Genomic DNA, 20927 nt, shown 5'->3' with positions numbered 1-20927 from the left:
TGGTCTGACGTGTTCAAACTTAAAAGTCTGACTTTTTGGAATGAAGGTCATCGTGTGCCAGCCTGTGGTGAAACTGGGACACGCCTCGGGCACTCGTGCGCGCGAGGGGACGGTACGAGAAGGACATGGCGGACGAACAGCACAAAGATGCCGGTGGCGACGGGGGCGGACACGCTGTCGGCGGCGGCGGCGACGGGATCAAGACGTTCCCCTTCCCGGTCGATCTCAGCCTCCTCGGCGTCGGCATGCAGGTCGGCCCGATGGGCACCGGCCGTGCCTGGCACGCGCAGGCCCCGCTGCACCGCGTGCACCGCATCGACTTCCACGTCGTGATGCTCTTCACCGGCGGCCCGGTCCGCCACATGATCGACTTCACCGAGTACGAGGCGACCGCCGGCGACCTGCTGTGGATCCGCCCCGGACAGGTCCACCGCTTCTCGCGGATCAGCGAGTACCGCGGAACCGCGCTGACCATGCAGCCCGGCTTCCTGCCCCGCGCCACCGTCGAGGCCACCGGCCTCTACCGCTACGACCTGCCGCCCCTGCTGCACCCCGACCCGGCCCGGTACGACGCCCTGACGGCCTCCCTGGAGCAGCTGCGGCGCGAGTACGAGGACGCCACCACCCTGCCGCTGAGCCTGCACACGGCGGTGCTGCGGCACACGCTCACCGCCTTCCTGCTGCGCCTCGCGCACCTCGCGGCCAGCTCGGCCGAGGCGGCGCGCACCCAGCAGGACGGCACCACGTTCACCCTGTTCCGGGACGCGGTGGAGCGCGGCTTCGCCACCAACCACAGCGTCAGCGCCTACGCCGACGCGCTCGGCTACTCCCGCCGCACCCTGGTCCGCGCGGTGCGCGCCGCGACCGGGGAGACGCCCAAGGCGTTCATCGACAAACGCGTCGTCCTGGAGGCCAAACGGCTCCTCGCCCACACCGACATGCCGATCGGCCGCGTCGGCGCGGCCGTCGGCTTCCCCGACGCCGCGAACTTCTCCAAGTTCTTCCACCAGCACACGGACCTGACGCCGGCGGCGTTCCGGGCGGAGCTGAGCTGAGCACGGCGAAGGGGGCCGCGCGGTGCCGCGCGGCCCCCTTCTCGGGTGGGGTGCCCGTGTTCTGGGGTGGGGTGCTCAGTGCCCGAAGCTGAACCAGTTCACGTTGACGAAGTCGGCCGGCTGGCCGCTGGTGAACGTCAGGTACACGTCGTGGGTGCCGGTCACCGAGGAGATGTTCGCCGGGATCGTCCGCCACGACTGCCAGCCGCCCGTGCCGCCCACCGCGAAACTGCCGACGGGCGTGGCGGTACGGCTGTCCAGGCGGACCTCCACCAGCCCGCTGACGCCGGCCCCCGCCCCGCTCGCCACCCGCGCGTTGAACTGCGTGGCGGCGCTGGAGCCGAACTTCACGCCCTTGAACTGCGCCCAGTCGCCGTTGGCCAGGGCGCCGATGTTCTGCCCGCCGCCCGAGTCGGTGGTGGTCTCCGTGATGGTGCCGGACTGGGCGTCGTGGGACTCGGCCTGGATCGCGGAGTAGGCGTCCCGGTTCGTGGGCGGCGTGGTGGAGCCCCCGCCGGACGACAGCACCTGGACGTAGTCGACCAGCATCGGGTGGCCGGGGACGGTGCCGCTGTCCGGGCCGCCGCCGAAGGCGCCCGGGAAGCCGCCGCCCATCGCCACGTTGAGGATGATGAAGAAGCCGTGGTTCGTGGCGTTGGACCAGGTGGTGGCGTCCATCTGGTCGGCGCGCACGGTGTGGTAGTTGACGCCGTCGACGTAGAAGCGGATCTGCTCGACGCTGGTCGAGCGGTCCCACTCCATGCGGTAGGTGTGGAACCCGGACTGGCAGGTGGAGCCCGGACAGGCGGTCGAACCGCCGATGCCGGTGGTCTCGTTGCAGGGGCCGCCCGGGTTGGTCCCGCAGTGCATGGTCGACCAGACGGTGTTGAGGCCCTGGACGTTCTCCATGATGTCCAGCTCGCCCACGCTCGGCCAGTTCCAGTAGTTGCCCCGGAACGGCGCCCCCAGCATCCAGAAGGCGGGCCAGTAGCCCTTGGCCGCGGCACCGGTCACGTTCGGCATCTGGATGCGCGACTCGACGCTCAGCTTGCCGCCGGCCGGGGGCTGGAAGTCGGTGCGGTTGGTCTCGATGCGGCCCGAGGTCCACTTGCCGGCGGCGTCGCGCAGCGGGGTGATGCGCAGGTTGCCGCTGCCGTCGAGGGAGACGTTGCTGGTGCTGGACGTCATCGTCTCGACCTCGCCGGTGCCCCAGTTGGCGGCGCCGCCCGGGTAGGACGTACCGGTCGCGTACTGCCAGTCGGACGTGTCGACGCCGGAGCCGGCGGCACCGTCGAAGTCGTCCAGGAAGAGCTGGGTCCAGCCGGACGGGGGCGTGGGCGCGGAGGCGTTCGCGGACGGGGCGGCGAGGGTGGCGCCGGCCACGGCCAGCCCGAGCGCCCCGAGGGCGGCGACGAGCGCGCGCCGCAGGGGACGACGTCTGTGCGGGGTGCCGGAGGGTTCGCGCATGGGGGTGCCTCTCGGTACGGGGTGGGAGGATGCGGGGCACTGCGACTCCGCAAGCGCGTTCTGAGAGCGCTCTCAGAGTGCGGCCAATGTGCTCCCCGGGCCCCCGGCCGTCAAGAGGTGAAGCCGAGAAAGTCCTTGCCCCCTGGGGGAGTTCAGCACCCGAAGGGCACGAAAAGCGCCCTTCGGACCGTGCCGTCCTCCCCGCGCGCCGGCGGGCGGTCAGCTCAGTGCGCTGCCCGCTTTCCACTTCTTCCAGGACAGGTTCCAGCCGTTGAGCCCGTTGGCCGGGTCGACGGTCTTGTCGCCCGAGTTCTTCACGATCACCACGTCCCCCAGCAGCGAACCGTCGTAGAACTCGTACCCCGCCGTGTCCTCGTCCGCCCCGCCCTTGGCGTCGTGCAGGCCGATGCAGCCGTGGGTGCCGTTGGTGTGGCCGAAGGCGGAGGCGGCGGTCCAGTAATTGCCGTGGATGAAGGTGCCGGAGGTGGTCAGCCGCTGGGCGTGCGGCACGTCCGCGATGTCGTACTCGTCGCCGAGCCCGACCGTCGAGGACCGCATCCGGGTCTCCTTCAGCCGCTCGCTGATCACCATGATCCCGGCCCAGGTGGTGTGCTCGGAGTCGCCGCCGGTGACGGGGTAGGCGGCGGTCTTCTCGCCGTCCCGGACGACCGTCATCTTCTCGGACTTCAGATCGACGGTGCTGATCTGGGACCGGCCGATGCGGAACGTGAAGTTCTCCGTCTGGGTGCCGTACAGGTTGTCGGCGGCGCGTACGCCGGCCAGCCGGAGGCCGACGGTGACGGTGGTGTCCTTCGCCCAGTACTCCTTCGGCCGGAAGTCCAGCCGGGTGTCGCCGAACCAGTGGCCGACCACCTCGACCCCGGAGTCGGCGCTCACCGTGATTGCCGACTCCACCGCCGCCTTGCGGGTCACCGCGTGCGAGAAGGTGACCGACACCGGCATGCCGACGCCGTAGGTGCCGCCCGCCTCGGGGGTCACGGTCGCGGTGAGGGAGCGGGCCTCGGCGGTGCCGCTCGCCGGGGTGGTCCCCTCGGCGGCCCGCGCGGTGCCGGTGCCCGCGCCCGCCAGCGCCGCCGCTACCGGCACGGCGCCGAGCACGGCGAGCACCCCGCGCCGCGACCACCGTCCCGGTTGGGCGTCCTGCTGGTCGGATATGGGGTGGCTGCTCACGGGACGGGCCTTTCGGGGGTTGGGCGGGGATCGGGTGCAGTCTGCACCTTATAGCTGGGTCGGAGCTGTGCGGCGCTGTTCGTCCCCTGGGGCGGCTGTGAGAAATGTGGCAGACGGGAACAGGCCCCCGGCCCGCGCGCCCGGTCCCCGTCAGGGGCCGGACGGCCCGCCCGGCCGCCACCCCAGCCCCCGGGAGATCCCCCGCGCCGCGAGCCGTACCGCCGGTGACAGCGCCGGGACGCGGGCGGCGTCGTGCGGGACGACGACCGAGACGGCCGCCGTCACCGTGCCGTCCGGCCCGCGCACCGGGGCGGCCACCGACAGCGCGTCCTCGGTGACCTGCCGGTCACTGACCGCCACCCCCGTGCGCCGCACCTCCGCCAGCACCCTGCGCAACCGGACCGGGTCGGTGACGGTGTACGGGGTGAAGGCGGCCAGCGGGCCCGCGCAGTACTCCTCCTGGACCTCGGGTGTCCCGTGCGCCAGCAGGGCGAGGCCGACGCCCGTGGCGTGCAGCGGCCAGCGGCCGCCCACCCGGATGTGCACGCCGACCGCCGACCGCCCCGACAGCCACTCGACGTAGACCACCTCGCCGCCGTCCCGCACCGCGAGCTGCACGTTCTCGTGCGTCGCCTCGTACAGATCCTCCAGATGGGGCAGGGCGATCTGCCGCAGTCCCAGGCCGCGCGGCGCGAGCGCGGCCACCTCCCACAGCCGCAGCCCCACGTGGTAGCGGCCCGACCCGTCGCGCTCCAGGGCGCCCCAGGCCGTGAGGGCGCCCACCAGCCGGTGCGCGGTGGTCAGGGTGAGCCCGGCCCGGCGGCTGATGTCCGTGAGGCACAGCGCGGCGTGCTCGTGGTCGAAGGCGGCGAGCACCGACAGCAGCCGGTCGGTCGCGGAGCGGCCGGAGACGGGGGAGCCGGTAACGGAACGGGCTGTCATGGCGCCGGGCCTCTTTCCGGGAGGGGGGCCGGTACCGGCCCCGGTGCGGTCGCGCACCGGGCGCGCGGCGGTTGCCGGTGAAGGTAGGCACCGGACGCACCCCGGTCAATGCGCCGGTGCCCCGCCCGCCGGCCGGCCCGCGTGCCATGATCGGCGGCAGCGGGGGCCGGCGGCGGGCCGGCCGGTGCGGGAAGGACGCGGGCGTGAGGCTGACGATTCTGGGCGGCGGCGGATTCCGGGTGCCGCTGGTGTACGGGGCACTGCTCGGGGACCGCGGCGAGCGGCGGGTGAGCGAGGTGGTGCTGCACGACCTCGACGCGGACCGGCTGACCGCCGTGACCCGGGTGCTGGCCGAACAGGCCGCGGGCGTCCCCGACGCGCCCCGCGTCACGGCCACCACCGACCTGGACGAGGCGCTCACCGGCGCCGGCTTCGTCTTCTCCGCGATCCGGGTCGGCGGCCTGGCGGGCCGCGCGGACGACGAACGGGTCGCGCTCGCCGAGGGAGTCCTCGGCCAGGAGACGGTCGGCGCGGGCGGCATCGCCTACGGCCTGCGGACCGTCCCGGTCGCCGTCGACATCGCCCGCCGGGTGGCCCGCCGCGCCCCCGACGCCTGGGTCATCAACTTCACCAACCCCGCCGGACTGGTCACCGAGGCGATGTCCCGGTACCTCGGCGACCGCGTCATCGGCATCTGCGACTCGCCGGTCGGCCTCGGCCGCCGTATCGCCCGGGTGCTCGGCGCCGACCCGCGCGAGGCGTTCGTCGACTACGTCGGCCTCAACCACCTCGGCTGGGTGCGCGCGCTGCGCGTCGCCGGCCGCGACGAACTGCCCCGGCTGCTCGCCGACCCCGCCCTGCTCGGCTCCTTCGAGGAGGGACGTCTCTTCGGCCCCGACTGGCTCCGCTCGCTCGGCGCCGTCCCCAACGAGTACCTGCACTACTACTACTTCAACCGGGAGGCCGTACACGCCTACCAGCAGGCCGAGCGCACCCGCGGCGCCTTCCTGCGCGACCAGCAGGCCGGGTTCTACGCCGAGGCCCGCGACCCCGGCGTCCGCGCCCTGGACCTGTGGGAACGCACCCGCGCCGAGCGCGAGGCCACCTACATGGCCGAGAACCGGGAGGCGGCCGGCGCCGGCGAACGCGAGGCCGAGGACCTCTCCGGCGGCTACGAGAAGGTCGCCCTCGCCCTGATGCGGGCCGTCGCCCGCGGCGAGCGCACCACCCTGATCCTCAACGTCCGCAACGGCTCCACGCTCGCCGCTCTCGACGCCGACGCCGTCATCGAGGTGCCCTGCCTGGTCGACGCGAGCGGCGCGCATCCCCTGGCCGCCGCACCCCTGCCGGACCACGCCACCGGCCTGGTCTGCTCGGTCAAGGCCGTCGAACGCGAGATCCTCGCGGCGGCCGAGTCCGGCTCCCGCGCCCGTGCCGTGACGGCCTTCGCGCTGCACCCGCTCGTCGACTCCGTGAGAGTGGCGCACCGCCTCGTCGACGGCTACACCGCCGTCCACCCCGGCCTCGCCTATCTCCGGTAGGCGGGACCGTACTCCGGTCGTAACGTTCCCATGAAGAATTAAGGAACGCGCGAAGCCCCTGGTCAGCCGTGCTGCCCGGCGAAAACCGACCCCGGTGTGTCGCCTGCCGTACACCTCTGGTTCGCCTGCCGCCCCTGGGATGCGGCCAGTACGACGAAGAGAGAGGTGGCACGGTGCGAGACCCGCGACTGTCCGCGATCGGCAAGGGACTGAAGCGCCGGGGGAGGCTGATGGCCCAGGCCGTCAGCCCGCCGCGCCGGGGCCTCGACGCGGTGCCCGCGCCCCGTACGGCGGCGGACGACCGCGGCGGGTACACCGCCCCGCCCGCGCCGCGCCTGGTGGATTCCCCGGTGTTCGTCCTGTCCTCGGTGCGCTCCGGGTCGACCCTGCTGCGGGTCCTGCTGAACAGCCACAGCCGCATCCGCGCCCCGCACGAGATGCATCTGCGCACCCTGCGCGTCCAGCTCTCCCGGCCGTTCACCCCCAAGGCCATGCGGGCGCTGGAACTCGACCGGGAGGAGTTGGAGCACGTCCTGTGGGACCGGGTGCTCCACCTCGAACTGGTCCGCAGCGGCAAGGACCTCATCGTCGACAAGACCCCGGCCAACGTCCACGTCCTGCCCCGGCTGTACCGGTGCTGGCCCAAGGCCCGCCGGATCGTCCTGCTGCGCCACCCGGGCGCGGTCGTGGCCTCCCTGACCGCCCGCCGCAGCGACCCGGACCACACCGCCATCCGCGCCGAGGTCCTGGGGTACGCGGAGAAGCTGGAGGAGGCGCGGCACGACCCCGCCGCCCACGTGATCACGTACGAGGACCTCACCGCCGAGCCGGAACGGGTCACCCGGGGCATCTGCGCGTACCTCGGCGTCCCCTGGGAGCCCGGCATGCTCGACTACGGCAGCAAGGACCACGGCGACTTCCGGCCCCAGCTCGGCGACTGGTCCGAGACCCTCAAGTCCGGCCGCATCCGCGCCGCCCGCTCCGCCGCCCCCGGCACCGACCTGCCGCCCCGGCTGCGGGACCTGGCACGGGCCTGGGGGTACCGGGACTGACCGCCCGCTGCCGGTACCCCCTCACGCGTGCGTCAGGGACGGCGTGGCCGGGTCGGGGCCGGGCGCCGGTCCGGGTAGGTGACATCCGGTGTCCCGACGCCCAGGGCGGTCAGGCGGCGGGCCGTCTCGGCGGGGCTCAGGCCCAGCCTGCCGGCGACGGTCAGCACCTCCTCCAGCTTCAGCGGTCCGTGGGGCTTCGGGAGCGCCAGGGCCACCTCCAGGTCGTCGGCGTCGGCCGTGACCGGCAGCTCGACGGCGTGGCCGAGGCGGGTCAGCCGCTCGGCGACCGAGGCGGGGGAGTGGCCCGTGGCCCGCGCCGCGCGCAGCACGTGCTCCACCGCCGGTGTCCTCCCCCAGGGCAGCCAGGGCGCCCGCCCGTCGAGCCCCTGACTGAGCACGAGGACGTCCAGGTCGTCGAAGCCGTCGAGTTCCGGCAGGGTGTGCTGGGCGAAGGCGTACTCCCTGAGCCGTTCGTCGATCTCGGCCGGGGTACGGCCGAGTACCTGCGCGGCGCGCAGGACGTGACCGAGACCGGCGTCGCCGGGGCGCACCCAGGGGGCGTCGCCGTCCGCGTTCTGACTGAGGATCAGGGCGTCCTCGGGCAGCGGGACGAACGGCAGGCGGTGACCCAGGGCGACCAGCCGGGACGCGACCTCGTAGGCGCTGATCCCCAACTGGTGGGCGACGTCGCGGGGGTGGGCCCGGTCCACGGGCCGGCCGGGGTCGAGGAACTCCTTGCCCAGGCCGTACTGGCTGATGATCTTCAGGTCGTCGGGGCGGGGCTCCTCCGGCAGCGCGCCGGGCAGGTGCCGGTAGCCCAGGGCCCGCAGCCGGCGCCCGATCTCGGCCGGGCCGGTGCCCGTGGCCTGCGCCCGTCTGAGGATGTGCCGGAGTGGCACGAGCGCGTCCGGGTCCAGCCAGCCGGTGTCGGTCCTGACCAGCGCGGCGGTGCCGGCACCGACCGGCCCGGCCGGCGGGTCGTCCGGCAGGACGACGTCGGTGTAGCCCAGCTCCCGATACCGCTCGGCGGCCTCCAGGACGCCGGTGCCCGCCTCCTCGGCGGCCCGCACGACCCGTCCGTAGGGCACCGTGTCCGCCAGCGGGGCCGGACCGCCCTCCCCCTGATCGGTGATGAGCCGGAGGTCGTCGTCGGTGAGGACCCGGTCGGGCAGCTCGGGCACCCGGTGGTGGCCCAGCTCCCGCAGCCGGGTCACCACGGCCGCCACGTTCATGCCCTCGGAGTGCGCGCGGTACAGCACGTGCCCGACCGGCACGGGCTCGGCCCAGGAGATCCAGGGCGCGGCGGCGTCGGACACCGGCGGGCTGATCAGCCGCAGGTCGCTCTCCCGCGCCTCGGCGGGGACGCCCCGCGCGGGCAGCGCGTAGCCGAGCCGGCGGAGCCGGTCGGCGGCCTCGGCGGGGGCCCGTCCGGTGCCGACGCAGACGACGAGGAGGTGGGGCAGCAGGTCGGGGCCGTGCTGCCCGGGCCGGGTGGTGCGCCCCTGCCAGACGCCCTCGATCAGGTCGAGGTCCTCGGCGGTCACCGAGCCGGCCGGCGGGGCGTCGGGCAGCCGCCGGTGGCCCAGGTCGCGGAGCCGGGCGAGGACCTCGTGCGGAGCCCGGCCGTGTGCCTGGGCGAAGCGCAGGACGTGGTGCAGCGGCACCGGCTGTCCGGCGTCGAGCCAGGGAGCCTGGCCGTCCAGTCCCTCACTGACCAGGACCAGGTCGTCGGGGCCGGTCTCCGCCAGGCCGGGTTCGACGCGGAAGCCGAGGGCGGTGAACCGCTCGCCCAGCGCGGCCACCGCGGCGGCCGACTCCTGCGGGGTCCTCGGCGCGTCCGTGCGGTGCCGCAGGCTGGGCAGCACCCGCAGGGCATGGCCGAGCGGCACGGGTTCGGTGTCGGCCAGCAGGAAGCCGGACTTCTTGAGCACCAGATGCCGGTCGTCGTCCTCGACCCGGTCGGGGAAGGTGTCGGGGGAGGGCGGCCGGTAGCCCAGTTCGGCGAGGCGGTCGGCGAGTTCGCCGGGCGGCCGCTTCAGCTGGACGGCGGCGAGGATCGCGAGGGACCGCAGCCGGGGCGCGTCCTCCTCACGGAGCCAGGGCCGCCCGCTCAGCCGTGGGCTGATCAGCTTCAGGTCGTCGTCGTCCACCGTCTCCGGGAGCCGGTCGGAACCCGGCAGGACCAGGCCGAGCACGGCCAAGCGGTCCGCCAGTTCGGCGGGCGGGCGCCTCAGTCCGCGGGCGGCCCGCAGGACATGGGCCCGCAGGTACGGGAAGTCCGCCGTCGTCAGCCAGGGCGGGCGGCCGTCGAGGTCACGGGTGAGCAGCTTGGCGTCGTCGTCGCTGAGTGAGGCGAGCAGCTCGGGCGGCGGCACCCGGTACCCCAGTCCGGTGAGCCGGGCGGCCACGTCGGCGTGGTCCAGGCGCCGTTGCCCCGCCGCGCGCACGACATGGTGCGCCGGCACCGGCCGGTCCGGGTCCAGCCAGGGGGCCTCGCCGGTCAGGTCGGCGCTGACCAGGGCACGCGAGGCGGGGTCGTCGGGGAGCGGGGTCTTCGGCATGGGGGCCTTTCTGCGGTGGGTGGGCGAGGACGCGGCGGGTGTCACTCGGCGACGGCCGTGTAACGGACGGGCTCGTCGTCCCAGTCGTCCTCCTCCTGCTGGCCGGACAGGTCCACTCGCACGCCCGCCGGCTCCAGTGCGTCCCACACGCGCAGCATCATGGCGTCGCTGAGGTAGTGGTGGTGCAGGTCGAGGTAGCGCAGATGGGTGAGCGGCTGGCCGCGCAGCAGTGCCTCGGCGCCCTCGTCGCCGAGGGCGCCCATGGAGAGCCGGAGCGACTCCAGCCGGGCCACGACCGGCGCCTGGGCCACCGCGGCGGCGATGTCGTCCTGCAACAGGCTGTTCTGCAGCCCCAGGTGGCGCAGCGCGGGCAGCCGGTCGCCGGTCAGCAGCGGCAACAGGTCCGCCACGGTCGTGTCACCGCCGTAGTCCTCGACGCCCAGCCACATCTCCAGGAGGTCGAGGCCGGGCAGGTCGCTGGCGGCGACGTCGCGCACCACCTGGCCGGGCAGTCCGCCGCTCTCGAAGCGCAGCGTGCGCAGCCCCTCGTGCCGGAGGGTGGGGAACTCCAGGCCGTTGCCGCCCCGCACGCCGAGTTCCCGCAGGCGGGGGTAGGCCTCCAGGACGGGGGAGAGGTCGGACTGCTCGATCCAGGAGACCTCGGACTCCTCCATCTCCACGTCACCGAGGAACAGGGCCTCCAGACCGGTCAGCCGGTCGCTCAGCGCGACGACCTCCTCGGGCATGCCCGGCCCCTCGAACCCGTACCACGGGCCGCCGACCACCAGCGCGCGTATCTCGCCCAACGGCACGGTCGCGAGGAACCGGTTCCAGTAGGCGTCGGTGTCCTCGTCGTCGGCCCCCTCTCCGGTCCGCAGGCACCAGGCGACCGACGAGGGGTCCTCGGGCAGCGGCAGCGGCCGGGCGTCCCCCGCCTGGGGAAACTCGAACACCGGGAGCCCGTGGAAACGGTCCAGATGGCTGGCGTCGCGCGGGTGCCGGGGCACGTCGGCAGGGAGTTCCATGGTGATTCCTCGGAGGTGGTGGGTCATCGGTCAGGGCACCCAGTGTTCTAGCAGCGCCCACTGACAACCTGTCACCTCCGGCCCCGGGCACCCCCGCCACCTCCGGCCACGGCGCCCGCCACCCGGAGTACGGCGCCCCCTACCCGGGCAGCCCCGACACCCCGGTGACCTGGCCCGCCGCCGGGGCCGGGGCCGCCACGGACTGCGCCGGGCGGGGCGGGGACGGTACGGCGGGCGCGGGCAGCGGCGCGGGGTCCGTCCGGTGCTGCGGCAGCGGCACCGGCAGCAGCGGGCGCGGCCCGGACACCACCGTGTAGTCCTGGCCCAGGAACGGCGGCACGATCTCGCCCGGGTCGTCACCGAGCGCGAGCCGCACCGCGGCCCACGGCGCGTTGATGCCGCACAGCGACAGCTGGTGCAGCCCGCCCGCCGGACGGGTGTTGACGTCCATCAGCACCGGACGCTCGCCGTACATCCGGAACTGGATGTTGGACAGGTGGTGCAGCCCGAAGCCCTCCGCGACCCGCCGCGCGGGCTCCAGCCAGCGTTCGTCGAGCGTGAACCCGCGGCGGCGGCCGTTCTTGGTGCGGCCCACCGCCATGCGCACCCGGTTGTCGGTGCCGGTGAGGCAGTCCACCGACACCTCCGGCTCCGCCAGACGCGGCATCACCAGCCAGTCGACCGGCTCGTCCGCCGCCCGCACCGCCGCCACCGCCAGGTCCAGCGGCACGTACGGGGACGGGAAACCGCTCAGGTGCACCAGGGAGAAGGGGCTGCGGGTGATCACCCGGAAGCCCACCCCGCCCGCACCGGAGGCCGGCTTGAAGCACGCCCGGTGCCCCTGCTCCTCCAGCTCCTCCACCGCCGCGACCAGTTCGTCGGCCGTCCGCACCCGCCACCAGGGCGGCACCGGCACGCCGACCGCCTGGGCCGCCTCGTAGCCGATCACCTTGTCCCGGAAGACGGCCACCGCCTGGGGCGGCGGGGCGAGCAGCGCCGTACCGGCCGCCTCGAACTCGGCGCGGTGCGCCACGATCGCGCTCTGGTGCAGCCGGGGCACGAACACGTCGATGCCGCGCCGCCGGCACTGGTCCAGCGCGAACTCCGCGTACGCCGCCGGGGACAGGTTCTCCGGCTCCAGTTCGGCGGTGTCGGCGGCGGCCAGGACGGGGGAGTCGGGGTCGCCGTGCGTGGCGTGGATCTCGACGGCCCGGTCGCCGGGATTTCTCCGCAGCTGATCCATGAAGAACACGTTCTCCGCGTACGTGCGGTTGAGCCAGACGCGTACGCGAGAGACCATGCAGGCCGCCTTCCACGGTAAGCGGGCAGGGCACAGCCGGCCGTGCCCGGCCAAGGGAGAAAAGGGACACCGAGCCGCTCCGCGTGAGGGGGGAGGCAGGGGCGGTGGTGTTGGGGCGATCATAGGGGTTCGGGGGCGGCCCCGTGCAACGCGCGTGTTAAGGATCGGCGGCGGCCGTGCCACGAGCGCGCGGCCGGGCCGGTCGGTCTTGTCGTCCCGGCCCGCCGTGTGATCTCGTGGGGGCGACCGGCCGGGTCCGCGGGGGCGGGCGTGCGGCGCCGGAGCGTACGGAGGGGGCGAGAGGTGACGTCGACGGCCGGTGGCGCCGGACAGCTGTGGGCCGTCAGCGACCTGCACATCGGGTACGAGGAGAACCGGGCCCTGGTCGAGGCCATGCGCCCCGCCTCGGACGACGACTGGCTGCTGGTCGCCGGTGACGTCGCGGAGACCGTCGAGGACATCCGCTGGGCGCTCGGCACACTCGCCGGCCGCTTCCGCCGCGTCGTCTGGGCCCCCGGCAACCACGAACTGTGGACCCACCCCAAGGACTCCGTCACCCTGCGCGGCACCGAGCGCTACGAGCACCTCGTCGAGGTCTGCCGCGGACTCGGCGTGACGACGCCCGAGGACCCCTACCCGGTCTGGGACGGACCGGGCGGCCCGGTGGCCGTCGCCCCGCTCTTCCTCCTCTACGACTACTCCTTCCTGCCCGACGGCTGCGCCACCAAGACCGAGGGGCTGGCCTACGCGCACGGCACCGGCATCGTCTGCGCCGACGAGTACCTGCTGCACCCCGACCCCTACCCGAGCCGCGAGGCCTGGTGCCGGGCCCGGGTCGCCGCGACCGAGGCACGGCTGGCCGCGCTGCCGGAGGGCCTGCCCGTCGTCCTCGTCAACCACTATCCGCTGGACCGGCACCCCACCGAGGTCCTGTGGCACCCCGAGTTCGCCATGTGGTGCGGCACCCGGCTGACCGCCGACTGGCACCGCCGCTTCCGCGTCGACACCATGGTCTACGGCCACCTCCACATCCCCCGCACCACCTGGCACGAGGGTGTCCGCTTCGAGGAGGTGTCGGTGGGCTACCCCCGGGAGTGGCGCAGACGGTCGGGACCGCCCGGCCGGCTGCGGCTGATCCGGCCGTACGAGAACACCGGTGAGGGCGGCACGGACGGCGGCGACGGCACGGGCACGAAGGGCGGGTTCCGGTGATCGAGGAAGTGCTCCCCGAGACGGTGGCCGCCGAGGAGGCGCACGGCCACGACACCGCCGGGCACACGCCGCTGCTGCCCGAGGAAGAGCCGCTCGTGGCCCGCGCGGTGCCCAAGCGCCGCCGGGAGTTCACCGTCGTACGCTCCTGCGCCCGCCGGGCCATGACCCGCCTCGGTGTGCCGCCCCAGCCCGTCCTGAACGGCGAACGCGGCGCGCCGCGCTGGCCCTCCGGTCTGGTCGGCAGCATGACCCACTGCGACGGCTACTGCGCCGCCGCGCTGGTCCACGCCACCGACCTGGCCTCCCTCGGCATCGACGCCGAACCGGACGGTCCGCTCCCGGAGGGGGTGCTGTCCACCGTGGCGCTGCCCGCGGAGGCCGCGCGGCTGGACCGGCTGGCCGCCGAGCGGCCCCATGTGCACTGGGACCGGCTGCTGTTCAGCGCCAAGGAGTCCGTCTACAAGGCGTGGTTCCCCCTCACCGGCAGGTGGCTGGACTTCTCCGAGGCCGACATCGAGATCACCGAGGACCCCGGCGGCAAGGGCCGCGGCGCGTTCCGAGCCGCGCTGCTGGTGCCGGGGCCCCGGGTGGGGGAGCGGCGGCTGGACCGCTTCGACGGCCGCTGGGCCGCCCGGGACGGCCTGCTCGTCACCGCCGTCACCGTACCGCCGCCCGCCTGACGGACGTCAGGGCTCGGAACACCAGTCGGCCAGCAGCCGGAAGAACGCCTCCTCGCTCCCGGTCAGCCCCGCGTCCCGCAGCGCCTGTTCGGCCTCCGCGAGGACGGCCGGCGGCACGACCGGGGGCGACGGGGCGCCCGGCGCGTCCGCGGCCGTGTCGAAAACGGCCCGTACGGTGTGCAGCAGGCGCAGATATGCCTGGACGGCGGCGCGTTCCCGGTCGGTCGGCACGGTGGTGGTCATCGGTCGGCTCTCCCCACATCGACGTCGAGCGCGCCGCCCCCTGCGGCGGCCGCCCCACCAGCTTGCCGCGCCCCACTGACAATCCGGGCGAGCGGCGCACGGCGGGCGGGCCGGGACGGGGCGGGGAGTGCGGTGGTGCTCGCGCGCCCCGGCCGCCGCTCAGCCCGCGCAGCCCCCGGGACACCCCGACGACGCCTCGATCCGCCCCGCCCGACGGTCCCGCCGCACCGGCCCCCGCGACGACGAACCCGCCAGCCGGCTGCGGCGCTTGCCGGCCGGCAGCAGGCCGAGAGCCTCCGCCTCGCGTTCGTCGGCCAGGTCGGACCGGGAGCGGGCGGCGACCGCGCGGACGGTGGCCCGCAGGGCGTCGTCGCCGATGTCCGCGTCCAGCAGCCGGACGGCGACCGCGGCGCCCTCGGTGAGGTGTCCCCGGTGCCCGGCCCGCATGTGCCACAGCTCGTGGCCCAGGATGACCAACTGGTGCTCGGGGGCGGTGCGTTCGTCCACGACGACCAGGTCACGGTCGGCCGAGTCGAGCCACAGCCCGCCGGCCGTCCCGGGCGGGAACGCGGCCGTAGGAACAGCACCGGACGGCCCCGGCGCCGGCTCACCGCCCCGCACAGCTCCGCGTACAGGTCGGCGGGCGCGCCGGCGCCGGCAGGGTCAGCTCCGCCACCAGCCGGCCGCACAGGCGGCGCATCTCCCGCCCGGTGCCCCAGCTCACCCCCGGGCTCACGACTCGGGCCGCTTGACGCTCTCCAGGAGCATGTCCAGCCACTCGGCGACCTTGTCCCGGTGCTGGTCGGTGGGCAACTGCGCGGCCCGCCAGGCGATCCCGCGCACACCGTGGTCCTGTAACAGCCGCTCCAGCGGGTCGCCCGCCGCCTCGGTCGCCGCCCGCTCCCGGTCGGCGAGCTGCTGCAACAGCTCCTGCTCGGTGCGCTGCAGGGCACCGGCCAGTGCCTCCGGGTCCTCCGCCGTCAGGAACCCGGCGTGCACCCGGAAGAAGCGCTGGAGGGCGTCGCAGTGCTCCATGGTGGGCCGGCGGTCGCCGTTGATGAGGGCGCCCGCCTGCTGCCGTGACATCCCGGCGCCGTCGGCGATCTCCTGCTGGGTGTACCGGCGTCCGTTGGGCTTGAGCCGGGTACGCCGCAGCAGATCGAGGCGTTGCATGAACCGGGCCTGCACATCGGGCTCCCCGGCAGCCCGGCCGCCCAGCAGGGCCTTGACCACGGACTCGGGCACCCCGGAGGCGGCGGACAGCCGGCCGGTGTCGAAGACCTCGGCGTGCGGCACGCCGAGCCGGTCGGCGAGCGCGGCGACGCGGGAGAGCACGGACGGCAGTGCTGCCGTCTGCGTGGTGCCCGGACCCTCGAAGTCACCCGCCACCGACAGATCTCCTACGTCTCTCACCGGACCCACAGGCCACGCACAAGCGGTTGCCGTGAACTTCCCGGAGAGTAGCCGTCGTTCGAACTGACATCCAGACGTCGCCACAACTGTGGCCAATTTCGGCCGTCAACGGTCATGAAATGCCACGATAGTTGACATGCCTTGCGTCCGAGCAGCAGGATCGGGGCGCCGCGTGAAGGCCGCATAGGCAAGAGGGGTGACCTCCCGATGGCATTTCAGGCAGGCGGACAGCGGTCGGCACCGCGGCCCGCCCCCGTGACTCCCGAGGCCCAGGCGTACCTGGACGACTACGCCGTGCTTCTGGACGCCGTCCCGCATCCCTCGTTCGTCGTCGACCACCGCTGGGACGTGGTCCTGGCCAACGGCGCGTTCCGGACACTTTTCCGCGAGGCCGGGCCGCACCCGACGGCGATGCCCGACGACAACTTCCTCCGTTACGTGCTCTTCCACCCGGACGCTCCCGCGGTCCTCGGTGAGGCCGAGCACGAGTCGCGCTGGTGCCTGCCGATGCTGGCCCACTTCGCCTCCGACATCGAGTGCCACGGCCACGACCACGTGCTCCAGGCGATCCGCCGCGACATCGCCCAGGACCCGATCATGGAGGCCGCCTACCGGCAGGGCCTGCCGCACTGGATCCGCGCGGTCGGCGAGGAGGCCGTGGAGCACGACGGCACCGTACGGCCGCTGCGCCACCCCGACGCCCGCCGGACCGCCGCCGAGTGCCGCGTCGTCGTCGAGACCTCCCGCTCGCTGGAGGAACTGGGCTACCGGCGGCTGACCCTGGTGCTGCGCGAGACCCGGCGCACCCCGTCCCGCGAGCGCCGCACCCGGAGCGGGGCCACCCACCTCCGGGTGGTCCCGGCCGCGGACTGACGGCCGCCCGCGCCGACGAGCTGCGGGGGCCGCTTTACGCAAGCAGCTTGCGTTACTTGCGCTATTCTTGCGCGCATGACGCGACGACTTGCTGAGGTGGCGAAGAAGGTCGGGGTCAGCGAGGCCACGGTCAGCCGGGTGCTCAACGGCAAGCCCGGGGTCTCCGAGGCCACCCGGCAGGCGGTCCTGTCCGCCCTGGACGTGCTCGGCTACGAGCGGCCCACCCAGCTGCGCGGCGAGCGTGCCCGGCTCGTCGGACTGGTCCTGCCCGAGCTGCAGAACCCGATCTTCCCGGCGTTCGCCGAGGTCATCGGCGGCGCCCTGGCGCAGCTCGGCCTCACCCCGGTGCTGTGCACGCAGACCAAGGGCGGCGTCTCCGAGGCCGACTACGTGGACCTGCTGCTGCAACAGCAGGTCTCCGGCGTCGTCTTCGCCGGCGGCCTGTACGCCCAGGCCGACGCGCCGCACGGCCACTACGAACGGCTCGCCGACCGCAAGATCCCGGTGGTGCTGGTCAACGCGGCCATCGAACACCTCGGGTTCCCCGGCGTCTCCTGCGACGACGCCGTGGCCCTGGAACAGGCCTGGCGGCACCTGGCCTCGCTCGGCCACGAGCGGATCGGCCTCGTGCTCGGCCCGGCCGACCACCTGCCCTCGGGGCGCAAGCTGGCCGCCGCGCGGGCCGTCGGTGAGGTGCGTGACGAGTACGTGGCCCGCGCGATGTTCTCCATCGAGGGCGGCCACGCGGCGGCGTCCCGGCTGATCGACCGCGGTGTCACCGGCTTCATCTGCGCCAGCGACATCCTCGCCCTCGGTGTCGTACGGGCCGCCCGGCGCAAAGGGCTGGACGTGCCGTCGCGGATCTCCGTCGTCGGCTACGACGACTCCGCGCTGATGAACTGCACCGAACCCCCGCTGACCACCGTCCGGCAGCCCATCGAGGCGATGGGCCGGGCCGTCGTGGAGCTGCTCAGCGCGCAGATCAACGGCCGGTCCGTGGCCGCCGAGGAGCTTTTGTTCGAACCGGAGCTGGTGGTGCGCGGCTCCACCGCGCAGGCTCTCCGCGTCTGACGGACTGTCGCGAGTCCCCGAGATCCACTCGCTTGTCGAATAATTGCAAATACTGCGTGACATCTTGCGCCGTGCTGTTGCCGGTGCTTGAGTGTGCGGCGCCCACCGCTCCTGTCCTGAGGGGTCACCGATGTCACGCACCGGGTTCCGCCGTACCTTCGCCGCGCTGAGCGTCTGCTCGCTCGCCCTCACCGTCTCCGCCTGCGGATCGGGCGACGACGAGTCCGCGGGCGGCAAGACCCGCATCACGGTCAACTGCATGCCGCCCAAGAGCGCCAAGGTCGACCGGGCCTTCTTCGAGGAGGACGTCGCCGCCTTCGAGAAGGCCAACCCGGACATCGACGTCGTCCCGCACGACGCCTTCCCCTGCCAGGACCCCAAGACGTTCGACGCCAAGCTCGCCGGCGGCCAGATGGAGGACGTCTTCTACACGTACTTCACCGACGCCCGGCACGTCGTCGACATCGGCCAGGCGGCCGATCTCACCCCGTACGTCAAGGAGCTGAAGAGCTACGGCACCCTCCAGCGGCAGCTGCGCGACATCTACACCGTCGACGGCAAGGTCTACGGCATCCCGCGCACCGGCTACTCGATGGGCCTGATCTACAACAAGGCGCTCTTCGAGAAGGCCGGCCTCGACCCCGACCGGCCCCCGGCCACCTGGGACGAGGTCCGCGCCGCCGCCAAGGAGATCGCCGCCCTCGGCGACGGCACCGTCGGCTACGCCGACTACAGCGCCCAGAACCAGGGCGGCTGGCACTTCACCGCCGAGCTGTACTCGCGAGGCGGCGACGTCGTCGGCGCAGACGGCGAGAAGGCCACCGTCGACACCCCCGAGGGGCACGCCGTCCTCCAGACGCTGCACGACATGCGCTGGAAGGACGACTCCATGGGCAGCAAGCAGCTCCTGGTCATCAACGACGTCCAGCAGATGATGGGTTCGGGCAAGCTCGGCATGTACCTCGCCGCCCCCGACAACATCCCGATCCTGGTCAAGGAGAAGGGCGGCACCTACCAGGACCTCGCCCTCGCGCCGATGCCCGGCGGCCGGGCCACCCTCATCGGCGGCGACGGCTACATGTTCGACAAGAAGGCCGGCCCCGAGCAGATCCGCGCCGGCCTCAAGTGGCTCGACCACATGTTCCTCACCCCCGGCAAGGGCTTCCTCGGCGACTACGCCCGTGCCAAGGCGAAGGACGCCCCGGTCGGCCTGCCCGAGCCCCGGCTGTTCACCGGCGCCGCCGACGCCGAGGACCAGCGGGTCAAGCAGGCCAACGCCAACGTCCCGGTGGAGAACTACCAGTCCTTCCTCGACGGCAACCAGAAGCTGGAGATGAAGATCGAGCCGCCGAACGCCCAGCAGATCTACTCCGTCCTCGACGGCGTCGTCTCCGCCGTTCTCACCAAGGAGGACGCCGACATCGGCCAACTGCTCGACGACGCCTCCGCCAAGATCGACGGCATCCTGGCCCGGAGCTGACCGGTGACCGCGACGGCTGAACGACCGACCGGGACCGTGCCGGTCCGCCCGCTGCCGGCGCCATCCGTGCGCAAGGACCGCGGGCGGCGCCGCCTGGCCGAACAGGGCCGCGCCTACGGATTCCTCCTCGGCGGACTGATCTGCTTCGCGCTCTTCTCCTGGTACCCGGCGATCCGTGCGGTCGTCATCGCCTTCCAGAAGTACACCCCGGGCGCCGAGGCGGAGTGGGCCGGCACCGCCAACTTCACCCGGGTCTTCCAGGACCCCGAGTTCGCCGACGCCTGGCGCAACACCCTCACCTTCACCGCGCTGGCCCTCCTCATCGGCTTCGCGATCCCCTTCGTCCTCGCCCTGGTCCTCAACGAACTCCGGCACGCCAGGGCGTTCTTCCGGGTCGTGGTCTACCTGCCGGTGATGATCCCGCCGGTGGTCAGCGCCCTGCTGTGGAAGTGGTTCTACGACCCGGGCGCCGGCCTCGCCAACGAGGCCCTGCGCTTCCTGCACCTGCCCACCTCGAACTGGTCCAACGGCGCCGACACCGCCCTGTTCTCCCTGGTCGTCGTCGCCACCTGGGCCAACCTGGGCGGCACCGTCCTGATCTACCTCGCCGCCCTCCAGTCCATCCCCGGCGAGCTGTACGAGGCCGCCGAACTGGACGGCGCGAACCTGCTGCAACGCGTCCGGCACGTCACGGTCCCGCAGACCAGGTTCGTGATCCTGATGCTGATGCTGCTCCAGATCATCGCGACGATGCAGGTCTTCACCGAACCGTTCGTGATCACGGGAGGCGGCCCGGAGAACGCCACCGTCACCGTCCTCTACCTCATCTACAAGTACGCCTTCCTCTACAACGACTTCGGCGGCGCCTGCGCGCTGAGCGTCATGCTCCTGCTGCTGCTCGGCCTGTTCTCCGCCGGCTACCTCCGGCTCACCCGCTCCGACGGGGAGGACGCATGAGCTCCACCCGTACCCTCGTCTCCCCGGCCGTCCTGGCCCGCCCGCGCGGCAGGGCCGCCTACTGGGCCGTCTTCACCGGCACCGTCCTGCTCTTCGCGCTGGCCTTCCTCTTCCCCGTCTACTGGATGGTGACCGGCGCGCTGAAGCCGGCGGACGAGGCGGCCCGTACGCCCCCCACCCTGGTGCCGGAGAAGTGGCAGGTCAGCGGCTACACGGACGCCTGGGAGCTGATGCGGCTGCCCACCCACCTGTGGAACACGGTGGTGCAGGCGGCCGGCGCCTGGATCTTCCAGCTCGTGCTGTGCACGGCCGCCGCCTACGCCCTGTCCAAGCTGAAGCCCGCCTTCGGCAAGGTGATCCTCGGTGGCATCCTCGCCACCCTGATGGTGCCGACCCAGGCCCTGGTCGTCCCGAAGTACCTGACCGTCGCCGACCTCGGGCTGCTCAACGACCCCCTGGCCATCTGGCTGCCGGCCGTCGCCAACGCCTTCAACCTCTATCTGCTCAAACGCTTCTTCGACCAGATACCCCGCGATGTACTGGAGGCCGCCGAGATCGACGGCGCCGGGAAGCTGCGGGTGCTGTGGTCGGTCGTGCTGCCCATGTCGCGTCCGGTGCTCGGCGTGGTGTCCATCTTCGCGCTGGTCGCCGTCTGGCAGGACTTCCTGTGGCCGCTGATGGTCTTCTCCGACACCGAGAAGCAGCCGATCAGCGTGGCGCTCGTCCAGCTCTCGCAGAACATCCCGCTGACCGTGCTCATCGCCGCGATGGTGATCGCCAGCATTCCCGTGGTCGCCATGTTCCTGGTCTTCCAGCGGCACATCATCGCCGGCATCAGCGCGGGCAGCACCAAGGGCTGACGCC

Annotated in this window: 18 protein-coding genes and 1 pseudogene; 10 read left to right on the top strand and 9 right to left on the bottom strand. The window is 73.2% G+C overall.

Annotated elements, in window-relative coordinates; genetic code table 11:
- Positions 1-125 precede the first annotated feature (125 nt).
- Positions 126-1055, top strand: coding sequence for a helix-turn-helix transcriptional regulator (locus ACZ3IG_RS09665; RefSeq protein WP_467430487.1), 930 nt, complete (start codon positions 126-128; stop codon positions 1053-1055).
- 75 nt (positions 1056-1130) lie between these two features.
- Here ACZ3IG_RS09665 and ACZ3IG_RS09660 read toward each other — a convergent pair whose 3' ends face one another.
- From ACZ3IG_RS09660 to ACZ3IG_RS09650, 3 genes are all read right to left on the bottom strand, one after another.
- Positions 1131-2522 carry a glycoside hydrolase family 16 protein gene (locus tag ACZ3IG_RS09660; protein WP_467430485.1) on the bottom strand — a complete coding sequence of 464 codons (1392 nt, stop codon included), beginning with the start codon at positions 2520-2522 and terminating at the stop codon, positions 1131-1133.
- A 219-nt stretch (positions 2523-2741) separates the two neighbouring features.
- Positions 2742-3713 carry a L,D-transpeptidase gene (locus ACZ3IG_RS09655; protein WP_467430483.1) on the bottom strand — a complete coding sequence of 324 codons (972 nt, stop codon included), beginning with the start codon at positions 3711-3713 and terminating at the stop codon, positions 2742-2744.
- Between the two features lie 150 nt (positions 3714-3863).
- Positions 3864-4655 (bottom strand): IclR family transcriptional regulator, encoded by a 792-nt coding sequence (locus ACZ3IG_RS09650; RefSeq protein WP_467430480.1) that lies wholly within the window; start codon positions 4653-4655, stop codon positions 3864-3866.
- 203 nt (positions 4656-4858) lie between these two features.
- Here ACZ3IG_RS09650 and ACZ3IG_RS09645 point away from each other — a divergent pair, with 203 nt between their 5' ends.
- Positions 4859-6196, top strand: coding sequence for a 6-phospho-beta-glucosidase (locus ACZ3IG_RS09645; RefSeq protein ID WP_467430479.1), 1338 nt, complete (start codon positions 4859-4861; stop codon positions 6194-6196).
- A gap of 173 nt (positions 6197-6369) precedes the next feature.
- Positions 6370-7248 (top strand): sulfotransferase family protein, encoded by an 879-nt coding sequence (locus ACZ3IG_RS09640; RefSeq protein ID WP_467430477.1) that lies wholly within the window; start codon positions 6370-6372, stop codon positions 7246-7248.
- A gap of 32 nt (positions 7249-7280) precedes the next feature.
- On the opposite strand, the gene ACZ3IG_RS09635 is transcribed toward ACZ3IG_RS09640, so the two are convergent.
- The 3 genes from ACZ3IG_RS09635 to ACZ3IG_RS09625 all read right to left on the bottom strand — a co-directional run bounded on the left by ACZ3IG_RS09635 (position 7281) and on the right by ACZ3IG_RS09625 (position 12134).
- Positions 7281-9809: a wHTH domain-containing protein gene (locus ACZ3IG_RS09635; RefSeq protein ID WP_467430474.1), complete on the bottom strand. Its 2529-nt coding sequence runs from the start codon at positions 9807-9809 to the stop codon at positions 7281-7283.
- 41 nt (positions 9810-9850) lie between these two features.
- Complete coding sequence (locus tag ACZ3IG_RS09630) at positions 9851-10834, bottom strand: STM4015 family protein (protein ID WP_467430473.1); 984 nt, start codon at positions 10832-10834, stop codon at positions 9851-9853.
- Between the two features lie 139 nt (positions 10835-10973).
- Complete coding sequence (locus ACZ3IG_RS09625; RefSeq protein ID WP_467430470.1) at positions 10974-12134, bottom strand: ATP-grasp domain-containing protein; 1161 nt, start codon at positions 12132-12134, stop codon at positions 10974-10976.
- Between the two features lie 303 nt (positions 12135-12437).
- Here ACZ3IG_RS09625 and ACZ3IG_RS09620 point away from each other — a divergent pair, with 303 nt between their 5' ends.
- The gene (locus tag ACZ3IG_RS09620; RefSeq protein WP_467430468.1) at positions 12438-13346 is read left to right on the top strand and encodes a metallophosphoesterase family protein; all 909 of its coding nucleotides are present in this window, start codon (positions 12438-12440) and stop codon (positions 13344-13346) included.
- Complete coding sequence (locus ACZ3IG_RS09615; protein WP_467430467.1) at positions 13343-14026, top strand: 4'-phosphopantetheinyl transferase family protein; 684 nt, start codon at positions 13343-13345, stop codon at positions 14024-14026. The genes ACZ3IG_RS09620 and ACZ3IG_RS09615 overlap by 4 nt, the downstream gene beginning before the upstream one ends.
- A 6-nt stretch (positions 14027-14032) precedes the next feature.
- On the opposite strand, the gene ACZ3IG_RS09610 is transcribed toward ACZ3IG_RS09615, so the two are convergent.
- From ACZ3IG_RS09610 to ACZ3IG_RS09600, 3 genes and pseudogenes are all read right to left on the bottom strand, one after another.
- On the bottom strand, positions 14033-14269 hold the full coding sequence (locus tag ACZ3IG_RS09610) for a hypothetical protein (RefSeq protein ID WP_467430465.1): 237 nt from the start codon (positions 14267-14269) through the stop codon (positions 14033-14035).
- Positions 14270-14428: 159 nt separating this feature from the next.
- Positions 14429-14969 (bottom strand): annotated as a pseudogene (locus tag ACZ3IG_RS09605) (toxin-antitoxin system, toxin component).
- Between the two features lie 32 nt (positions 14970-15001).
- The gene (locus ACZ3IG_RS09600; RefSeq protein ID WP_467430463.1) at positions 15002-15658 is read right to left on the bottom strand and encodes a helix-turn-helix domain-containing protein; all 657 of its coding nucleotides are present in this window, start codon (positions 15656-15658) and stop codon (positions 15002-15004) included.
- Between the two features lie 231 nt (positions 15659-15889).
- Between ACZ3IG_RS09600 and ACZ3IG_RS09595 the strand changes: the two genes are divergently transcribed.
- The 5 genes from ACZ3IG_RS09595 (at position 15890) to ACZ3IG_RS09575 (ending at position 20923) form a co-directional block, all read left to right on the top strand.
- Positions 15890-16555 carry an MmyB family transcriptional regulator gene (locus ACZ3IG_RS09595; protein ID WP_467430460.1) on the top strand — a complete coding sequence of 222 codons (666 nt, stop codon included), beginning with the start codon at positions 15890-15892 and terminating at the stop codon, positions 16553-16555.
- Positions 16556-16630: 75 nt separating this feature from the next.
- Complete coding sequence (locus tag ACZ3IG_RS09590; protein WP_215172166.1) at positions 16631-17626, top strand: LacI family DNA-binding transcriptional regulator; 996 nt, start codon at positions 16631-16633, stop codon at positions 17624-17626.
- A 130-nt stretch (positions 17627-17756) separates the two neighbouring features.
- Positions 17757-19106, top strand: coding sequence for an ABC transporter substrate-binding protein (locus ACZ3IG_RS09585; RefSeq protein WP_467430458.1), 1350 nt, complete (start codon positions 17757-17759; stop codon positions 19104-19106).
- 3 nt (positions 19107-19109) lie between these two features.
- A complete protein-coding gene (locus ACZ3IG_RS09580; RefSeq protein ID WP_467430456.1) occupies positions 19110-20063 on the top strand; it encodes a carbohydrate ABC transporter permease in 954 nt (317 codons plus the stop codon).
- Positions 20060-20923: a carbohydrate ABC transporter permease gene (locus ACZ3IG_RS09575; RefSeq protein ID WP_467430454.1), complete on the top strand. Its 864-nt coding sequence runs from the start codon at positions 20060-20062 to the stop codon at positions 20921-20923. Before ACZ3IG_RS09580 ends, ACZ3IG_RS09575 begins: the two co-directional genes overlap by 4 nt.
- Positions 20924-20927 lie beyond the last annotated feature (4 nt).

Source organism: Streptomyces sp. NPDC016677 (genome assembly GCF_055562815.1).
This window is presented reverse-complemented; position numbering and strand designations above follow the sequence as displayed.

Bases quoted from the DNA above. Each gene is read 5' to 3' on its own strand.
- ACZ3IG_RS09635 (WP_467430474.1), bottom strand. From the start codon at position 9,809: ATGCCGAAGACCCCGCTCCCCGACGACCCCGCCTCGCGTGCCCTGGTC.
- ACZ3IG_RS09625 (WP_467430470.1), bottom strand. From the start codon at position 12,134: ATGGTCTCTCGCGTACGCGTCTGGCTCAACCGCACGTACGCGGAGAAC.
- ACZ3IG_RS09630 (WP_467430473.1), bottom strand. From the start codon at position 10,834: ATGGAACTCCCTGCCGACGTGCCCCGGCACCCGCGCGACGCCAGCCAT.
- ACZ3IG_RS09575 (WP_467430454.1), top strand. From the start codon at position 20,060: ATGAGCTCCACCCGTACCCTCGTCTCCCCGGCCGTCCTGGCCCGCCCG.
- ACZ3IG_RS09595 (WP_467430460.1), top strand. From the start codon at position 15,890: ATGGCATTTCAGGCAGGCGGACAGCGGTCGGCACCGCGGCCCGCCCCC.
- ACZ3IG_RS09665 (WP_467430487.1), top strand. From the start codon at position 126: ATGGCGGACGAACAGCACAAAGATGCCGGTGGCGACGGGGGCGGACAC.
- ACZ3IG_RS09610 (WP_467430465.1), bottom strand. From the start codon at position 14,269: ATGACCACCACCGTGCCGACCGACCGGGAACGCGCCGCCGTCCAGGCA.
- ACZ3IG_RS09660 (WP_467430485.1), bottom strand. From the start codon at position 2,522: ATGCGCGAACCCTCCGGCACCCCGCACAGACGTCGTCCCCTGCGGCGC.
- ACZ3IG_RS09650 (WP_467430480.1), bottom strand. From the start codon at position 4,655: ATGACAGCCCGTTCCGTTACCGGCTCCCCCGTCTCCGGCCGCTCCGCG.
- ACZ3IG_RS09590 (WP_215172166.1), top strand. From the start codon at position 16,631: ATGACGCGACGACTTGCTGAGGTGGCGAAGAAGGTCGGGGTCAGCGAG.
- ACZ3IG_RS09585 (WP_467430458.1), top strand. From the start codon at position 17,757: ATGTCACGCACCGGGTTCCGCCGTACCTTCGCCGCGCTGAGCGTCTGC.